This window comes from Roseiarcus fermentans, from assembly GCF_003315135.1.
Taxonomy (GTDB): domain Bacteria; phylum Pseudomonadota; class Alphaproteobacteria; order Rhizobiales; family Beijerinckiaceae; genus Roseiarcus; species Roseiarcus fermentans.
Window position 1 is genome coordinate 1 of sequence record NZ_QNRK01000064.1, and the last position, 15,566, is coordinate 15,566.

The window sequence follows — 15,566 nt, forward strand, 5'->3', positions numbered from 1 at the left end:
ATAGGCGACCCAGGCGGGCGACCACTTGCCGGCGATCTCGGCGCCGCCGGAATGGTAGTTCGGATGGATCAGAACGATCCTCATGACCAGACCTCGCTTCCCGAGCAATCCGCCCAACAACCGTCAATTAAACTTGACACTTGACAGTACCGACTGCTTGACAAAGTGTCAATGGCGCGTTGATTTTCCTCAGGAACGGCGCGTTGAACGGCAAGCGGCGACGTGCAGCGTCAGTCGATCGCCATGCCGCCGTCGACGTTGAGCGTCTGGCCGGTGATGTAGCCGGCCTCGAAGCCGAGCAGGAAGCGGATCACCGGCGCCACCTCCTCGGCGGCGCCGAAGCGGCCGAGCGTGATCTCCGCCAGAAGCCGATCCTTGGCCTCGATGATCAGGGGGACCGACATGTCGGTCATGATCACGCCGGGCGCCACGGCGTTGACGGTCGCCCGCTTGCGCAGGCGGCGCGCGAGCGCGCGGGTCAGTCCGACCAGGCCCCCCTTGGCTGCAGAATAGGCGACATAGTCCCCCGACCCCCGCCGGAAGGCGACGGAGGAGGCGAACACCAGCCGTCCCATCCGCCCGGGCGGCAGGCGGTCCTCCATCGCGGTAGCGAAGGCGTAGGCGTTGGCGAGGTTGTCGGCGATCGCCCGCTCCCACACCCCCGGTTCGTCGGCGAGGCGCGGGTCGGGCTCCATGACGCCCGCCAGATGCACCAGCCCGTAGATCGGCCCGGTCACGGCCGCGAGCGCGGCGCGGGCCGCTTCGGCGCCGTCGCCCTCGATGCAGGCCATGGGCGAATCGAGCGGCTTGGCGAGGTCTTCGAGCGACCGGCCGGGCCGGTCGATCAGCAGGAGGTCATAGCCGGCCGAACGCAGCGTCTTGGCGGTGACCCGCCCGATGCCGCCGGCCGCGCCGGTGATCGCAATCCGGTCGCCCATCGTTCGCTCTCCCTCAGTCGTCAACGCCCCGCGGGAGCCGTAGCGCAGTTCGGCCGGACGCGCGACGGCCGTCTTACGGTTCCCTTGCGGCTGCCACGACGGGTCCGTTTCGTCTACGTGTGGCCTTGATCATTTGGCGCGGTTATTGGTCGCTGAGTGACATCTCTAACAAGCGTGCCGCAGGCAGTTTCCACAACCTCGTCGGTGATGACGTTCAGCGCAGTGATTTGCGTCATCCTCTCAATCTGCGGGAAAACCGGTGTAGGAGCCGGAAGTTGCCCCGGGGGTGCGCGCTATTGAGGCGACCGCCGACGTGCCGGGGACGTCTGCGGCGTCGAGACTGATGCAAACTCTCAAGTCTCGACGCGCCCAGCCATCTTCAACATTCTGAGCGGCGCTATGTAAAGATCATGGTCACGCCTGCTCGCTGATAAGGCAAGATTGTTTCTTGCGGAAGCCCGCTTTCAACAAGGAGGCAGTCGACGTCATTCAGCGCTCCGACTAGGAATGGCGAAGCGGTACCGAGTTTCTCCCGCGATGCCAGAACAATAGTTTCAGCAGCCTGCCGGCTGAGAGCCCGCTTTATCGCCGCCTCTTCCGAGTTTCCAGTTGTGAGGCCAAGCTCCAAGTGGATTCCGGTGACGCCCATAAAGTAGATGTCGGCACGAACCCTCGCGATGGCTTCGGCGGCGGCGGCGCCAACGGCCACCATGGAATGTTTGAACAAGCGTCCGCCGACCAGTTCAATCTCAACGCCGGCGTGGTCCACCAGTTCAACAGCTACGCTGGGGCTATGGGTTACGATGGTAGCCTTTAGATCGGGATCGAGATGCCGGGCGACTTGGATGGCCGTTGTGCCTCCGTCGAGAAAGACCACTTGGCCAGACTTCACCATGCGGGCGGCGGCTCGACCGATAGCAATCTTTCCTTCAGGCGACAGACTCTTTCGAGCGCCAAGGTCCGCAACGGCAGGCGAAGCCGGCAGCGCGCCGCCGTGCACCCGTTGCAACCGTCCTTCGCCTGCAAGTTCGCGCAGGTCGCGCCGGATCGTGTCCTCCGAGAGACCCAATTCGTGACTGAGCGCTTTGGCTACGATGCGACGGTCGCGTTGCAACACCTCGAGGATATGAGCCTTGCGTTCGCGGGTCAGCATAGGCGCATCCATACACGATATTTCTTGACTCTGCACGATATTGCAATATTTTTATTGAGATTTGATAAAAGTGCCGAAAAATCGTGCATTATCGTGAAGAAAGCGGGCTGTATGAGCGTGGCGGATCGCGTACGGGTCGAGGATGTGCACGTGCTGTCGGACGACTGGTACGTCCTCAAGAAAACGACGTTCAGCTATCGACGACGCGACGGGACGTGGCAGAGGCAAAGTCGAGAGACCTACGACAGGGGGAATGGGGCAACCATCCTCCTTTATGATCCCGTTCGCCGTACGGTGATTCTGACGCGTCAGTTTCGCTACCCCGCCTTCGTCAACGGGTGCGATGACCTCTTGATCGAGACGCCCGCGGGTCTCCTCGACAACGCCAGTCCCGAAGAACGGATTCGCGCGGAGACCGAAGAGGAAACAGGATTCAGAGTCCGCGACGTACATCGAGTCTTCGAGGCGTACATGAGCCCCGGCTCGGTGACCGAGAAGCTGTATTTCTTCGTCGGAACCTACAGGCCAGCCGACCGCGTCAGTGATGGCGGGGGCCATGCCGCCGAGGGCGAGGACATCGACATGCTCGAACTCGGTATCGATGAAGCGCTCGCGATGATCCGGACCGGCGACATCCGCGACGGCAAGACAATCATGCTTCTCCAGCACGCTGCTCTGCATCTCTTCAAATAATCCATCCCGAGCCCCGGCTAGGACAATGCTCATTCCGATAGCCGGTCACTATAGTTCGGGTAGCGATGTCTCCCACTAAAATGGCCACCAACCTTCGGCGGCGCCAGGAAGCATCGTGGCCGCGGTTCGAGGCAGGTCACTTGCCGATGATCGGCGAGTGAATGCCGATTTGGCGCGCAGCAGGCGGGCAGTATCCGGGAGATGAACTCTACGACCAGATTCTTCATCCCGCCGCCGGCCGTCTATTGAGGTTGTGCGATGCTGCGCTCCGCCTTCCAGGAGCATCCTCCGGGGCCGACAATGACGTCCGGGTTGCGACTGAACGAGGTATCCCAGTCGACGATCGACTCGAGGAGGGCCCGGTTATTGAGGCGCCGGCGCGATGCGTGTCACATAGCGACCGAAATCGCGCCGCTTCGCGATCAAGGCCACATCTACGGATGCCGTCGGCTTTGGGAATCGCGGCGAGGAACGGGGGGCAAGATCGTGATCATCGTCAGTTCGCTGCGTCAGGTCGAGGCCGTGATGGCGCGATACGCCCCCGTGCGCTCGCTTTCGTTGCTCGCGCCCTGGCAGACGATCATCTTCGAGACCGACCGGATGCCGCGCGACCGGGTTGTCCTCGCCTTCAACGACGTCGCGGCGTCCGGCCCCGGCCTCGTCGCGCCGGACGAAGCGACCGTCGCGGCGATCGTCGAGTTCGGCCGCCGATGCCGCTCAAACGACGTCTCGCTGGTCCACTGCTGGATGGGCGTCAGCCGGTCTCCCGCGGCCGCCTACATCATCGCCTGCGAACGCGCGCCGGGCGAGGAGCGGGCGATCGCCGAGGACCTTAGACGGCGTTCGCCGACCGCCGCTCCGAACCGGCTGCTCGTGGCGCTGGCCGACGATTACCTCGCGCGCGGCGGCCGCATGGTCGACGCCGTCGACGGGATCGGACGGGGCTGCGCCTTCGACGGCGATCCGCCGCCGCTGTTCCTGCCTCTCGACGGCAGCCTCGGCGGCGGGGCCGTCCCGGTCGTTGCGAAGTCTCGGGGTTCGCCGCGGCCGGCGTGAGGTTCGGTTTCGATTTGCGGCGCGCCTCTAGAGCAACGCCAGGCCGCCGTTCACAGCGATCGTCTGCCCGGTCATGAAGTCGTTGGCGACGACCAGAATCGTCGCCTGCGCCACGTCTTCGGTGCGCCCCATGCGGCCCATGGGAATGCGCGCGACGACGCCGGCGGCCGCGAGCGGGGCGCCCATCTCGGTGTCGGTCGGTCCCGGCGCGATGGCGTTGACGGTGACGCCGTCGCAGGCCGCCCGCGCCGCATAGCCGCGCGTGAGCCCTTCGAGGCCGGCCTTGGAGGCGTTGTAGGCGACGCCGATCGCGCCGGCGCCGCGCGCCGCGATGGACGACATGTTGACGATCCGTCCCCAGCGGCGCGCCCGCATGCCGGGCAGGAACGCCTCGGTGCAGAGCCAGGCCGACTTCAGGTTGGTCGCGAGCGTCCGGTCGAACGCCTCCTCGTCCGCATCCGCGAGCGCGATTCCGGCGTTGTTGACGAGGATGTCGACCGGGCCGAGGTCGCGGACGACCTGCCCGGCGAGCGCCGCGACCTCGGCTGCGACCGACACGTCGGCGCGCACCGCGGTCGCGCGTCCGCCGGCGGAGCGGATCCGCTCGACGACGGCCTCGGCCTCGGCCTCGCGAGCGACGTAATTCACCGCGACCGCCGCGCCGCAGCCGGCCAGCGCCAGCGTGATCGCGCGCCCGATGCCGCGCGAACCGCCGGTGACGAGCGCGCTGCGTCCTGACAGATCGACCCCGAAGTCCATGGTTCCCTCCACAAGCAGCGCCTTCCTATCACGGGGCTCTGGCGATCGAAGGGCGGCGCCCGATCCGGGATGGGCGGAGCGCGGACCGCCCCTCGCCTCGTCCCGGCGCCATTCGCGCCGGCCGGCGGCGGCGCCGCTGCCAATTTCTCGCCGTCCGCCCTTGCAGAGCCGCGATCGGACTCCAATCTGTCATGCGCCCGACCGCCGCCGGTGGCGTCGCGGCCTTGGGCATTGTGGAGGTCCCTGATGGGAACGGCTGACAATACGTGGGGCGCGCGCGAGTTCGGCCCGCGCGACTGGACGAACGCCCGGTGGCGGCGGAGGGGAACGCGATGGACGGCGTTCGAGATCGTCGCCATGGTTCTCGGCTTCATCGTGTTCTGGCCGATCGGCCTCGCGGTGCTCGGCTACAAATACTGGCAGGGCCGGTCCGGCGGACCCGATCTGCAATCCTTCGTCTCCGACAAATGGCAGGGCGCGCGCACGATGATGTCCGAGAATTCGACGTCCCAGACTTCGTTCTGGAACTGCGGCTCCGCGATGAAGCGCGCGAGCCGCTTCTACCAGCCGGCGACCGGCAACATGGCCTTCGACGAGTGGCGCGCCGCCGAACTCGCCCGGCTCGACGAGGAGCGCCGCAAGCTCGACGACGCGCAGCGCGAGTTCTCCGAGTACGTCGAAGAGCTTCGCCGCGCCAAGGACCGCGAGGAATTCGAGCGCTTCATGGCCGAACGCCGCGCCAAGGGGTCGAGCGGCTCCGCCAACGGCGGCGGCCAACCGAGCTGACCGCGATTGGCTTCGCCTCTGCGCGAACTCTGAACAAACAGGGAGCCCTCCTGCCTCGCGGCGGGAGGGCTCCCGCTTTTCGAGCGGCGCCGCCCTCATCGGTCGCCGTCGGCGACAGCTTCTCGTCGAGGGAGAAGGGCTTGGCTGCGGCGCACCCTGAAGGGGTGTCGCCAGCTCGTACGGAATAAGCTCGCATCGCTTGTTGACGATCGCGCGCCCTCCGATGCTATGCTCCGGCGCCCTTTCCTTTCCGGAGCAGTCCATGCGCCGCGCAACCCTCCTGCTTTCCGCCGCACTCGCCCTCGTCGTCACCGCCGGTCTCGCCTCGGCCAAGGACAGCGTCACGATCGGCATGGTTCTCGAGCCTCCGGGGCTCGACCCAACGGCGGCGCCCGCCGCGGCGATCGGCGAGGTGGTCCATTACAACATCTTCGAGGGTCTGACGAAGATCAACGAGGACTTTTCGGTGACGCCGCTGCTCGCGGACAGCTGGACCTTCTCGCCCGACCTGAAGACGCTCACCTTCAAGCTGAAGCCCGGGGTCAAATTCCAGGACGGCGAGCCGTTCTCCTCGAAGGACGTCGCCTTCTCCTTCGAGCGCTTCGGCGCCAAGGACTCGACGAACAAGGACAAGGGCTTCTTCGCTTCGATCGAAAAGGTCGAGACGCCCGATCCGGCGACCGTGGTGCTGCATTTCAAGGAGCCGAGCTTCGAGGCTCTGTTCCACCTCGGCATGAACACCGCCGTCATCCTCGACGAGAAGAGCGCGGCGACGGAAGCGACCGCGCCCGTCGGCACTGGCCCCTACAAGCTCGGCGCGTGGACGAAGGGCGCCTCGATCACGCTCGACAAGTGGGACGGCTACCGCGACCCGGGAAAGATTCCGCTGGCGCACGCGACCTTCCGCTTCATCTCCGATCCGTCGGCTGCGACGGCGGCGATGCTCGCCGGCGACGTCGACGCCTTTCCACGCTTCGCCAACGTTCAGGCGCTCGACCAGTTCAAGTCGGACCCGCGCTTCGCGGTGCTGGTCGGCGGCACCGAGGGCAAGACGATCCTTGCGATGAACAACAAGAAAAAGCCGCTCGACGACCTGAAGGTCCGGCAGGCGATCAGCTACGCGATCGACCGCAAGGCGGTCGTCGACGGCGCGATGAACGGCCTCGGCGCGCCGATCGGCTCGCATCTCACGCCGAACGATCCGGGCTACGTCGACCTGACCAACGTCTACCCGCACGATCCCGAGAAAGCGAAGGCGCTGCTGAAGGAGGCGGGCGTCAAGGCGCCGCTCGATCTGACGCTGGTCCTGCCGCCGCCGCCGTACGCGCGCCAGGGCGGCGAGATCGTCGCGGCTGAACTCGCCGACGTCGGGATCAACGCGAAGATCCAGAACGTCGAATGGGCGCAGTGGCTGTCGGGCGTCTACAAGGAGCACAATTACGACCTGACCATCATCAGTCACGTCGAGCCGCTCGATATCGGCATCTACGCCAACCCGAACTACTACTACCAGTACGACAGCCCGGCCTTCCAGGAGATCTACAAGAAGATCACCACGGCGGCGAACCTCGAGGCCTACAAGGCGGCGCTGGGCGAAGCCCAGAAGCAGCTCGCCGCCGACGCGGTCAACGCGTACCTCTTCCAGCTGCCGAACGTGACGGTGGCGAACGCCTCCGTGCAGGGCCTGTGGAAGAACGCGCCGATCTTCGTCAACGATCTGTCGGAGATGAAGTGGAAGTGACCGGGCCGCGGGAAGGCATCAGACGTTGAAGCCGTTCGGTTGGTCGGCGCTCAAGCTTTTGAGCGCATATCGCTCGAAGACGCTGTCGCCCGTCGAGGCGATGGCCTCGGTGATCGGACGGGTCGAAGCGTTCGAGCCGCACATCGCGGCGACTTGGCTCTATGCGCCCGAGCGTGCGCTGAAAGCGGCGCGCGCATCCGAGGCGCGCTGGATGAGGGCCGAGCCGATCGGGCCGCTCGACGGCGTGCCGGCGACCGTCAAGGACAACATCGCGACGGAAGGGGAACCGACGCCCGTGGGGACTGCGGCCAGCGACATGACGCCGGCGCGGGCCGACGCGCCGCCCGCGGCGCGGCTCAGGGAGGCGGGCGCGATCCTGTTCGCAAAGACCACGATGCCCGACTACGGCATGCTGTCCTCCGGCCTGTCGAGCCATCACGCGCTGGCGCGAAACCCTTGGAAGCTCGACTGCAATCCCGGCGGTTCGTCGTCGGGAGCGGGCGCTGCGGCGGCGGCGCAATACGGCCCGCTGCACGTCGGCACCGACATCGGCGGTTCGATCCGCCTGCCGGCCGGCTGGTGCGGCGTGGTCGGCCTGAAGCCCACCGCCGGCCGCGTGCCGATCGACCCGCCCTATATCGGCCGCGTCGCCGGCCCGATCACCCGCGACGTCGCCGACGCGGCGCTGATGATGGCGACGCTCGCTCTACCGGACGCGCGCGACTATACCAGCCTCGAGGCTCGTGCGCTCGACTGGGCGATCCGCCCGGCGAGCCTGATGGGCCTGACGGTGGGTCTGCTCACCGAGGCGGGCTGCGGCGCGCCGCCGTCCGACGAGGTCCGCGCGGCGGTCGAGCGGGCGGCGCGCGATTTTGCGGCGGCGGGCGCGCGTGTCGAGGCTGTCGCGCCCTTCCTCACGCAGGAGATGCTAGACGGCCTCGACCACTTCTGGCGCACCCGGGCGCTGATCGACCTCGACCTGCTGTCGCCGGACAAGCGCGCCGCGGTGCTGCCGTTCATCCGCGAATGGGCGGAATCGGCGGACGGTTTTTCGGGACAGCACGTGTTTCGCGGCTTCAGCCAGATACCGGCGATGCAGCAGGCGGCGGCGCGCGCGACGGAGCGTTTCGACGTCGTGCTGACGCCGACCGCGCCGATGACCGCGTTTCCGGCGGAGTGGGCGTCGCCGAGCCGCGACCCGCTCGACCCGTTCCCGCACATCGGCTTCACTGTCGCCTTCAACATGTCCGGGCAGCCGGCGCTCTCGATTCCTTGCGGCTTCTCTGGCGAGGGCCTGCCGATCGGCCTCCAGATCGTGGGGCGCCGCTTCGACGATGTCAGACTGCTGTCGGTGGCGCGGGCGTACGAGGCGATCCGCTCGGCCGAGATTCGGCCCTGGCCCGAACCGCCGTCTGTTTGAGCCCGGCAAATTCCTTCTTGGGATGGAAAGCCGCCGACCCTTTGGACGGCGGGTTCCCCTGCGTTGGGCTGGAACTGCAGCCAGCCGCTTCGGTCAAGCCGCGGAGACGGCGCCGCGGCGCGCGCGATAGGCGAGAGCGCCGAGACCGCCGAAGCCGATTATCAGCATAGCCCAGGTCGACGGCTCCGGAGCGACCGTGACATTGAAGGACGTGAAGTCTTGCTCCGAGTGATAGCCGCCGGTGCCTCCGCTCAAGCCGAGATAGACGGAAGACCCGAGCGTGGTGAGGTCGACGCCGTACGATTGGGTGACCCTCTGGCCGGTCGCCGAATTGTGGGCGGTAAAGCTCAGCGCGTCCCTCACGCTCGAGTAAGAGAACGTCACCGTGACGTCGTCCGAGGCGTTGGAGCCCAGCGAAAAGTTGCCGTTCGAGCCTGTGCCGCCCGTGGGGGTGGTCGCCGTGGTGAAGATCGTGGCGCGATTGTTGGTATAGCTCTGGAAGCCGATGCCGACCATATTGCTGATGCCGTCCGCGCCGAGACCGCCGCCGCCAGCGCCGAGCGCCCGGGCGCCGTCGGCCGAATTCTGAATCACGAAGGCGACGCCGTCCGCGTTGAACGGCGAGCCGTTGTTGGTGAGTGTGAACTCGAACGAACCGGAGAAGGACGAGGTCGTGCTGATCGGGGTCGTGATGAAGGCGGACATGTCGGCGCCGCCGTTTGTGCCGACGTTGAGGACTCCCCCGTTGACCGTGGCGCCGCCGTTCAGCTGCATGGCGCTGAAATCGATTAACGCCGCGTTCGCGACCGATCCCGTGAGCGCAGCCGCCAGACCGACCGTCGGGCCGATAAGATCGAGTTTCATAGTTTGCCCCCGTTCATGACCTCAAGTCAGCCCCGCGCCGACGCACCGCATGATGGACGACGAAGTTAACATTGCAACGTCAGATAGATGTCCATAATTTCGCTGCAAGACTGAAGCGTCGGAGCCGAAGCGCCCGTTGTCCACTATTATACAGCCGCGACGAGCGGGCCCGACACACTCAGGAAAGCAATCGTCAGACGCATTTGTGATCCCGCTCACGGTCGCAGCCAGGGTAACGGCGGTCATCGCGGGCCGCGAAGCAGCGTGGCGGACGCGCCGCAAGGGCGCCGCCGCTGGGAGACTCGGCGACGGTTTCCTTCCCCACTCTGCCCGCCGGTTCCAGTCAGGCGCTCAACGCCCGCGCGCCCGCTTCCACCGCAGCCTCCGGCTCGATCCACGTGAACCCGGGAAGCTGATGCCGCGCCCAGGTGAACTGGCGCTTGGCGTAGTGGCGGGTGTCGAGTTTCCCGCGCTGTGCAGCCTCCGCGAGCGACAGCTTTCCCTCGATATGGGCGATCAGATGGGGCACGCCGTGGGCGCGCATGACCGGCAGCGCCGGGTCGAGATTTCGCGCGGCCAGGCGCTCGACCTCGTCGAGCGCCCCCTCGGCGAGCATCGCGTCGAACCTGTCGTCGATGCGCCGATAGAGCGCTTCGCGGTCGGGGGCGAGGAACAGGCCGCCCCACGCGCCGGCCTCGAGCGCAGGCGCAGCGCGCGCCCCCTGAAAGGCCGCGAGCGGCCGGCCGGTCGCGGCGAACATTTCCAGGCCGCGCAGGATGCGCTGGCGGTCGGACGGCCTTAGCCGCGCCGCGGTCTCGCCGTCCACGGCCGCGAGTTCGGCGTGCAGGTCGGGCGTCGGGCGGCGTTCCGCGGCCGAGCGGATGTGCGCCCGCACCCTCTCGGGAACCGCCGGCATGTCCGACAGCCCCTGCGTCAGCGCGCGGAAATAGAAGCCGGTGCCGCCCACGAACACGATGGGCGCGTCGCCGGCGGCGGCGAGGATATCGCGCGCGCGCCGCACCCAGAGGCCGGCGGAAAAGTTGACCACGCCGTCGATTTCGCCGAAGAGACGGTGCGGCGCCTCGCTCTCTTCCGCGCGCGTCGGGCGCGCGGTCAGGATGCGGAGATCGGCATAGACCTGCATCGAGTCGGCGTTGACGATCGTCGCGCCGAAGGTTCGGGCCAAAGTCAGCGCCGCTGCGGACTTGCCGCTCGCCGTCGGTCCTGCCAGGAGGAGCGCTCGCCTCAAACCCGTTTCCTTGTCGTCCCGCCGGAAAGCCTGATGCCTTCGTCTGTTCTCGTCGCCACGCTGATCGCCGATTCCGCGCGCGCGCTGCTCAGCGATGCACGAGTCGACCGCGCCGCGCTAGCCCTCGGCGGCGTCGAGCGGCGGCGCTGGCTCGACGAGGGCGTCGCCGCGGACCTCGTTCTGACCGGCGACCTCGAGCGGACGCGCGCCCTGCTCGCCGCGCATTTCGACGGCGAACCGGTCGACGCCATCGTCCAGCCGCTCGAAGGGCGTGAGAAGGGGCTGCTGATGGCCGACATGGACTCGACGTTGATCGGCCAGGAATGCGTCGACGAACTGGCGGCGGTCGTCGGTCTCGGCGACCATGTCGCGGCGATTACCGAGCGCGCCATGCGCGGCGAGATCGCGTTCGAGCCGGCGCTGCGCGAGCGGGTCGCGCTGCTCAAGGGCCTGCCGCTCGGGGTGATCGAGGACGTGCTGGAAAGCCGGATCGAGCTCAATCCCGGCGCGCGCACCCTCGCCCGCACCATGCGCGCGCGCGGCGCGCGGGTGGTGATCGTATCGGGCGGCTTCCGTCAATTCACCTCCGCCATCGCCGCTCTGATCGGAGCCGACGAGGACCGCGCCAACACGCTTCGGATCGAGGGCCACGAACTGGCCGGCGAGGTCGAGGAGCCGATCCTCGGCCGCGACGCCAAGCGCGCCGCGCTCCTCGAAGTCGCGGCGGCGATGGGCCTGCCGCTCGTGCGAACGCTCGCGGTCGGCGACGGGGCCAACGACCTCGCCATGCTCGAAGCGGCGGGGCTCGGCGTCGCCTATCGCGCAAAACCCCAGGTCGCCGCCGCCGCGGACGCCCGCATCGACCATGCCGACCTCACTGCGCTGCTCTACGCGCAGGGGATCCCGAGATCGGCGTTCGTCGAGGACTGAGTTTGCGGCGAGGCGAGTCTTTCGGTCATGGCCGGCTCGGCCGCCCGCTCGCGCTCGCAGCCGCGGCTCTGGCCGCGACGGCTTTCGCCGCCCTCGCGGCGGTGTCTTTCCGCGGCGCGCTCTGGCCTGTGGTCCGCGCCTGCGTCGCCGCCGAGCGCCTGACCGGCCGGCCGTTTCCCTGCCTCGCGGTCGACCTCGTGGGCGGCGAGGCCGGCGGTTGGGTGGTCCTTCGCCCGCCGTGGTCGAACGACCTGATCCTGTCGCCGACCCGCCAGAGCGTCGGCGTCGAGGACCCGTTCCTGCAGTCGGGCGAGGCCCCGAACTATTTCGCCGCGGCGTGGCGGGCGCGCGACCGGATCGCCGCGCCCGAGGGAGGCGGCCCGTCGCGCGATCGGATCGCGCTGATCGTCAATCCGGGCGAGGTGCGGTCGCAGGACCAGCTTCACATCCACATCGGCTGTCTCGTCCCGTGGGCGCAGCGGCTCCTCGGCCGGACGGCGGCGGCGTCGCCGCCCGGCGTCTGGCGCCCGATCGGCGCGCTCATCCCGGGCCGCCTCTTCTGGGCGCTGAGGGTTCGCAGCGCCGATCTCGCCGACGTCGACCCATTCCGGCTGGCCCGGGACCAGGTCGGGCCCGCCCTGACGGACCCGGCCGACCTGATGGTCGCGGTCGTCGGCGTCGCGGCGGAGGACGAGTTCCTGATCCTCGCGAGCGCGGCGCATAGCCCGCGTTCATCGCGCCCGGTCGGAGCGGAAGCGCTCCTGGACAAGCGCTGTCGGGATCGAGGCTTCGGGTAAAGCGCCGCGAAACGGGGAGAGCCGGAGATCGCGCCCATCACGGCCCGCACGTCACCGGCGCGACCGACTTCGCCCGGGCGTCGGCGATCGCGCCGACGCTCTGCGGCGCGGCGGCCTCGGGGATCGGCTCCAGCGCGCCGCCGCCGAGAAAACTGCCGATCGCCTCGGCGGCGATCAGCGCGTGCGGCGCCGCGAGCGCCACGCCGCCGACCCGTTGCGGCTCCTCCGCCAGCGGCGCGACGATCCCGACGAGGCCGCCCGATCGGTCGAAGGCCGGCGCGCCGGCCGCGCTCCGGTCGAGGGCGGCGACCACGGACCGCTCCAGTCCGCCCGTGAGGCCGGCGGGAAAAGCCGCGATGCGGCTCCCGTCGGAACCGAGCACCACGGCGTCCTGCCCGGGCGCGCCGCGCTGCGGCGCCTGCGCGCCAGACCCGAAGTCGCCGACCAGCAGCGCCAAGCCCGTCGCCGGGTCGTAGCGCTCGAACCGTGCAGGCTGGCCGCCGACCCGCGGGTTGGCGCAATCGCCGGGCTTGATCGCGGTCAGCGCGCGGCCCGGCGCGACGATCAGCGCCGTCGCCGCCGCCTTCGGTTGCGCCGGCGCGGGTGTCGCTGCGGGCGGCGCGGACGGCGCGGCGCTGGCGGGCGCGGCCTGGGGGAATGCGACGAACGAATTGGCGACCGCGAGCGCGACCCGGTCGAGATCGGCGCGCTTGGCGGGGTAGGCGAAGGTGAAGCCGCGGATCGGCGGGGCGGCGGCGGCGTCGCGCTCGTAGCGCGTATAGAACTTCCGGCCGCCGTCCTGGCCCGAGACGACGAAGAACGCGCCGGGCTTGATCGCCTTGTAGCCGACCTTGCGCCCGGGTCCGTCGGCGGCGAGACGCGCATACAGCGCGGCGAGGTCGCCGCTCGCGTCGGAGGCGAAGTCGAGGGTGGTCCCGCTCTTCGGCCCCATGAGCTTCGTCGGCGCGTCGATTTTCGCGTTCGTCTTCGCGTCGACGATCGTCTGGAACCCGGCGTCGGCGCGCGCCTTCTGCCCGGCCGCGAGCAGCGCCTGAAGCTGGCCGGGCGTGAGCGCGCCGTCGCCCTTTCCCCGCTGGGCGAGCTGGAAGGCCGCGATCGCGTCGCGCGTGCGCTTGCCGAAGTCGCCATCGCTGACGCCGTTGTAGAAGCCGAGCCAGACCAGCGCCTCCTGCGCCGCAACGCGGGTCGGCAGCGGCAGGGCGAGAAACGCCGCCTTCTGCGCGTCGAAGGCGGCGTCGGCGGTCGCGGCGGACCCGGCAGGCTTCGGCGGCGGCGTCTGCGCATGGGCGAGCGGCGCGGCGGCGAGGAACGCCGAAACGAGAACAGCCGTACGCGCGCGTGTCCCCAGCATGCCGACCCCCCGTGCGCCGCAATCGGCGCAACCGCCATGCTAATCCAACTCAGGCCGACGCGATATGCTGCGCATGTCGGGGGCGGGGGCCCAGAATCGCGCGATCGACGCCAGTTTCGACCACCGAGCCGCTCGCGAAGCCCAGGTGTTGCGAGTCGGCGGCGGGATTGCTTGTGCGCCCTTAAACGGATCCGGATCCGCCCCGGGCGGCGACCTCAGTCGCCCCCTTTCCCCGGCGTGAGCGACGTCCCGTTCCATTCCGCCACGAGGTCCGACAGCATCGGCACGTAGTCCTGCCCATGGCCGGTCGCGACCGCTTGCGCGAAGCTGTTGCGCACCGCCGCCCCGACCGGGTTGGCGACGCCGAGCGCGAGCGCGAAACCGGCCAGATAGGTCATGTCCTTCGAGGCGTTCGCCAACGTGAAGCGATGCGCGTCGCGGTCGCGCTCGATCAGGTATTTTCGGAAGGTCTGGTAGAAGGGGCAGTCCATCCGGCCGTTGCTGATCACCGCGTCGAAGACCTTTGGCGACAACCCGGCCTTGGCGCCGACGGTCAGCGCCTCCGAATAGAGCGCCGCATAGCCCATCGACACGAAATTGTTGAGAAGCTTCATCGTATGGCCCGTGCCGACCGGCCCGGTCTCGACGATGCGGCCGCCGAAGGTCTTCAGGATCGGCGTCGCGCGGGCGACGGCGGCCGGATCGCCGCCGACCATCACGTCGAGCGTCCCCTCCCAGGCGTCCTTCGGCGTGCGGCTCAAGGGGGCGTCGACGAAGGCGATTCCCTTCGGCGCGAGCTCCGCCGCGAGGCGGCGGGTCGAGGCCGGCTCCGAAGTCGAGCAGTCGATGACCAGCAGCGGCTTGCCGGCGGCGGCGAGACCGTCCTGCCCGAGCACGACCGCTTCGACCTGCGGCGAGCCGGTGACGCACAGCACGACGATGTCGCTCGCCTGCGCGAGTTCCCGCGGGTTCGACGCCTCCCTGGCGCCGCGTGAAAGAAGGTCGTCCACGGCCTCGCGCTTGCGATGCGCGAGCACGGTGAGTGGAAAACCCTTCTCGACGATGTTCTTCGCCATGCCGTGGCCCATGAGTCCGACGCCGATGAAGCCGATGCGTTCGTTCACTTGCGTTCTCCCTGTTCGCCGGCCGAACACTGACATGCCAGCGCTTGCGCGCAAAGAGCGCGCGAACCGTAACGCCGCCAGCCGCCGTCGACAGGCCATGACCCCGTTGGGGATCATGCGACAGTTTCCGAGTCGCGCGGCCGGACTCAGCTGCGCTGGGACACCGGCGCTGGGCGCCGTTCCGGCGCAATCCCGTCCTGGCGAGCGACTCCCGCCGTGCGCAGCCTCGACGCCGCCGGGGCCGATCGCTCCGAGCGGCCCTCCATTTCGGGCGCGAATCGAATAATTTCAGTCTGTTGCGGCGGAGTTTCCGGGCGGCGGTCGCCCTGCGCGTTCCCGTCGGCGCGCCCCGGATCGAGGGCGTGTCGAGCCGAAGGGGAGGCGCAGTCGTCCGCGCCTGCGTCGTCCGGCCGAGCCGGATCGAGCCGGCGCGCGCCGTTCCTGGCGTCCAGGCCAAAGCCGGGCGCGAATAGAGTGTTTTCAAGCGGTTGCGGCAGGATTTCCGGGCGAGTGTAACTCCCAAGCCGCCTTTTACGCGGCGAAGGCTTGGACGATCTGAGCTGGGGTGGCGGTTAGGATCTGGAGGATATTGCAGCCGTGCTTTCTCGCGGTCGAGACGACGGATCTGAGGCTGGCGAAGATTTGAGCGCCGGCGAGGGTTCGGAACGAGCCCGAGATTTTCAT

The 15,566-nt window shown here is 68.6% G+C and carries 14 protein-coding genes and 1 pseudogene; 8 read left to right on the top strand and 7 right to left on the bottom strand.

All coding sequences use genetic code 11. The features are described 5' to 3' along the window. Positions 1–230: 230 nt before the first annotated feature. Positions 231–938, bottom strand: a complete 708-nt coding sequence (locus DFR50_RS30695; protein WP_113894084.1) for an SDR family NAD(P)-dependent oxidoreductase — start codon at positions 936–938, stop codon at positions 231–233. 397 nt (positions 939–1,335) lie between these two features. Next, positions 1,336–2,091, bottom strand: coding sequence for a DeoR/GlpR family DNA-binding transcription regulator (locus DFR50_RS30700; RefSeq protein WP_113894105.1), 756 nt, complete (start codon positions 2,089–2,091; stop codon positions 1,336–1,338). Between the two features lie 111 nt (positions 2,092–2,202). Between DFR50_RS30700 and DFR50_RS30705 the strand changes: the two genes are divergently transcribed. From DFR50_RS30705 to DFR50_RS30715, 3 genes and pseudogenes are all read left to right on the top strand, one after another. Beyond that, positions 2,203–2,784 (top strand): NUDIX domain-containing protein, encoded by a 582-nt coding sequence (locus DFR50_RS30705; RefSeq protein ID WP_113894086.1) that lies wholly within the window; start codon positions 2,203–2,205, stop codon positions 2,782–2,784. A gap of 25 nt (positions 2,785–2,809) precedes the next feature. Next, positions 2,810–3,146, top strand: a pseudogene (locus tag DFR50_RS33245) (DUF4406 domain-containing protein); the annotation flags it as partial. 124 nt (positions 3,147–3,270) lie between these two features. Continuing rightward, a complete protein-coding gene (locus tag DFR50_RS30715; protein ID WP_210209092.1) occupies positions 3,271–3,840 on the top strand; it encodes a tyrosine phosphatase family protein in 570 nt (189 codons plus the stop codon). A 27-nt stretch (positions 3,841–3,867) separates the two neighbouring features. Here the strand turns inward: DFR50_RS30715 and DFR50_RS30720 are convergent, their stop codons facing one another. After that, positions 3,868–4,599: an SDR family NAD(P)-dependent oxidoreductase gene (locus tag DFR50_RS30720; protein ID WP_113894088.1), complete on the bottom strand. Its 732-nt coding sequence runs from the start codon at positions 4,597–4,599 to the stop codon at positions 3,868–3,870. 246 nt (positions 4,600–4,845) lie between these two features. Between DFR50_RS30720 and DFR50_RS30725 the strand changes: the two genes are divergently transcribed. The 3 genes from DFR50_RS30725 to DFR50_RS30735 all read left to right on the top strand — a co-directional run bounded on the left by DFR50_RS30725 (position 4,846) and on the right by DFR50_RS30735 (position 8,546). Beyond that, on the top strand, positions 4,846–5,385 hold the full coding sequence (locus tag DFR50_RS30725) for a DUF2852 domain-containing protein (protein ID WP_113894090.1): 540 nt from the start codon (positions 4,846–4,848) through the stop codon (positions 5,383–5,385). Between the two features lie 262 nt (positions 5,386–5,647). Continuing rightward, on the top strand, positions 5,648–7,126 hold the full coding sequence (locus DFR50_RS30730) for an ABC transporter substrate-binding protein (protein WP_113894092.1): 1,479 nt from the start codon (positions 5,648–5,650) through the stop codon (positions 7,124–7,126). Positions 7,127–7,226: 100 nt separating this feature from the next. Further along, entirely contained in the window at positions 7,227–8,546 is a 1,320-nt protein-coding gene (locus DFR50_RS30735) for an amidase (RefSeq protein ID WP_245428244.1), read from the top strand. A 93-nt stretch (positions 8,547–8,639) separates the two neighbouring features. Here the strand turns inward: DFR50_RS30735 and DFR50_RS30740 are convergent, their stop codons facing one another. After that, on the bottom strand, positions 8,640–9,410 hold the full coding sequence (locus tag DFR50_RS30740) for a PEP-CTERM sorting domain-containing protein (protein ID WP_113894094.1): 771 nt from the start codon (positions 9,408–9,410) through the stop codon (positions 8,640–8,642). Positions 9,411–9,753: 343 nt separating this feature from the next. Then, entirely contained in the window at positions 9,754–10,659 is a 906-nt protein-coding gene (miaA, locus tag DFR50_RS30745) for a tRNA (adenosine(37)-N6)-dimethylallyltransferase MiaA (RefSeq protein WP_113894096.1), read from the bottom strand. 33 nt (positions 10,660–10,692) lie between these two features. On the opposite strand from miaA, the gene serB reads away from it, so the two are divergent. Then, a complete protein-coding gene (gene serB, locus DFR50_RS30750) occupies positions 10,693–11,589 on the top strand; it encodes a phosphoserine phosphatase SerB (protein ID WP_113894098.1) in 897 nt (298 codons plus the stop codon). 2 nt (positions 11,590–11,591) lie between these two features. Next, complete coding sequence (locus DFR50_RS30755) at positions 11,592–12,386, top strand: CDP-diacylglycerol diphosphatase (RefSeq protein WP_170153458.1); 795 nt, start codon at positions 11,592–11,594, stop codon at positions 12,384–12,386. A gap of 37 nt (positions 12,387–12,423) precedes the next feature. Here the strand turns inward: DFR50_RS30755 and DFR50_RS30760 are convergent, their stop codons facing one another. Both DFR50_RS30760 and DFR50_RS30765 read right to left on the bottom strand, forming a co-directional pair. Beyond that, positions 12,424–13,758 carry a peptidoglycan-binding domain-containing protein gene (locus DFR50_RS30760; protein ID WP_113894100.1) on the bottom strand — a complete coding sequence of 445 codons (1,335 nt, stop codon included), beginning with the start codon at positions 13,756–13,758 and terminating at the stop codon, positions 12,424–12,426. Positions 13,759–13,973: 215 nt separating this feature from the next. After that, a complete protein-coding gene (locus DFR50_RS30765; protein WP_113894102.1) occupies positions 13,974–14,918 on the bottom strand; it encodes an NAD(P)-dependent oxidoreductase in 945 nt (314 codons plus the stop codon). Between the last annotated feature and the right edge of the window lie 648 nt (positions 14,919–15,566).